Source organism: Leclercia sp. M50 (assembly GCF_037150775.1).
In the GTDB taxonomy this organism is placed as follows: Bacteria; Pseudomonadota; Gammaproteobacteria; order Enterobacterales; family Enterobacteriaceae; genus Enterobacter.
The window spans coordinates 1-2307 of the sequence record NZ_JBBCPK010000208.1 but is presented as its reverse complement, the minus strand read 5'-3'; the positions used below and the strand labels follow the sequence as shown (position 1 = coordinate 2307).

Genomic DNA, 2307 nt, shown 5'->3' with positions numbered 1-2307 from the left:
ACAATGGTGCGGGTTTATCAGCTCAGGGATCGTAAAGCGGTTGATGCCGCCGATTACCAGACGCTGCTGCGCAAGGCCGATACGGTACTTAAAGACGACATACTGGCGTCAAAAGATCTGCTGGTGATGCCCAAAGGCAGCGTGACACTCAATATGCCCATGGATGAGGGCGCTCAGTTCGTGGCGGTGGTGGGGTTGTTTAACCGTCCCGATATGAAGGACAACCGCTGGCGCCTGGTGCTGACCCGTGACGACCTCGACCCGGACAAACCCCGCACAATTGAACTGGGTGATGGCTGGCTCAGTCTTGTGCCGCTAAAGGAGTGACGTGATGGATAACTGGTTGGCGCTTTTTGACGGACAGACCCGATACTTTCTGGATATTTTTGACAGTACAGTGAAGCCGGATGTCATGCGCTTTCGCGGCAGGGAAGCCCTGAGCGAGCCGTTCAGATGGGACATCGAGTTCACAACGCTTCAGGCGAACATTCCCCCGGAACAGGTGCTGATGAAATATGCGTCGTTGCGGATGCGTGGCGGCAAAAATGTCCACGGCAGGGTGACCCGCCTGGAATGGCTTTCAACCTCAAAGGGCCAGTCTCACTACCGGCTTACGCTCAGTTCCCGCCTGGCGCTGCTGGGATACACCCGGCAGTGCGCGGTATATCAGAACCAGTCCGTCCCGGAGGTGGTGGAGCAGGTGCTGCGCAAGCACGGGCTGGAGGGACCTGATTTTGAATTCAGACTGGAGCGCACCTACCCGCCGCGTGAAATCATCACCCAGTGGCGGGAAACGGATTTGCAGTTCATTCAGCGCATTCTGTCTGAGGTGGGGATTTACTTGCGCACGGAGATGGACAATACCCGTGAACTGGATATGTATATTTTTGCCGACAGCCAGCTGAACTACCAGTTTGATGTGCGCCTGCCGTACAGCGAGCCATCAGGCCTGTTTGACGGCGCGGCAGAATCGGTCTGGGATGTGCGGACCTGGTACAACTTAGCCACCGGTACCGTCACCATGCGGGATTACAACTACCGGACCGCCACCACGCCGATGGATGCGACGGTCAGCGTGCGCAGTGATGCGGTCACCACCGGGGAGCACTACCGCTACGCTGCGCCTTACCGTGAAGCGGGTGATGATACCAGCCCTGAGCCGGAAACCGAATCCGGTGCCTTTTATGCCCGCATCCATCACGAGCGGGAGCTCAACAAATCAGCCCGCATCCACCTGTTCAGCAATGCTTCGCACCTCACACCCGGGCAGGTGCTGGAGCCGCAGGGGGATGTCATTGCAGCCCTGAAAGAAGGCGTACTTCTCACGCAGGTAACCTTCCGGGGAGCGCGTGATTCCCGTCTGCATGTGTCGGTCTGGGGCCAGCCATATACCGAACGTTACTGTTTCCGCCCGGCGGAAATCCCGCGTCCGGAAATTCACGGCACCCTTCCGGCCCGGATTGAGAGCCGGGAGAAGAATGATATTTACGCTCACCTGGACGGGCAGGGTCGTTACCGGGTGAAGCCGGACTTCGACCGTGAGGGAACGGAACCCGGTTACGGCTATCTGTGGCTGCGGGGGGCGAAGCCGTATGCGGGAGAAACGTACGGCTGGCATACGCCGCTCACCGACGGGACCGAAGTGGCGATAGCGTACAGCAACGGTGATATTGACCTGCCGTACATTGCGTATGCGCTGCACGACTCGGAACATCCCGACCTCGTGGACCGGGACAATCACACCCGGAACGTGCTGCGCACCCCGGCGAACAACAAGCTGCGGATGGAAGACAGGCGTGGTGAGGAGCACATTAAGCTCGCCACGGAATACGGTAAAACCCAGCTTAATACCGGGCTGCTGGTGGACAGCCAGGGGCAACGTCGCGGTCAGGGAACTGAGCTGCGCACCGATGAGTGGGGAACGGTACGTGCCGGTAAAGGGCTGTTTGTCAGCGCGGATGCCCAGGTCAAAGCGCAGGGCGACGCACTGGACATGGAGGCCGCGCTGAAGGAAATCGACCGGCTTAATCAGCAACTGCAGCAGCTGGAAATGGCCGCAGAACAGGCGCGGGCGCTGAAGGCGGACGTTGACAGCCAGATACAGATGTTCGAACAGCGGCTGAAACCTCTCAATGAGGCGCTGCTGATGTCCGCCCCGGAAGGGATGGCGCTGACCAGCGGTGAGCATCTGCAAATGACGGCCACGAAAAATGTCGTCATCAACGCCGGGGGGGATATCAGTATTGGAACAATGGGAAATGCGACCCTGCTTACCGGGGAGAAACTGGGGCTCTTTGCCCGGACCGG

The 2307-nt window shown here is 59.1% G+C and carries 2 protein-coding genes; both read left to right on the top strand.

The features are described 5' to 3' along the window. Nucleotides 1-327: type VI secretion system lipoprotein TssJ (gene tssJ / locus WFM46_RS23530; RefSeq protein ID WP_336998701.1), on the top strand; the 327-nt coding region annotated here is incomplete at its 5' end. A 4-nt stretch (nucleotides 328-331) separates the two neighbouring features. Beyond that, nucleotides 332-2307: type VI secretion system Vgr family protein (locus WFM46_RS23525; protein ID WP_336998700.1), on the top strand; the 1976-nt coding region annotated here is incomplete at its 3' end.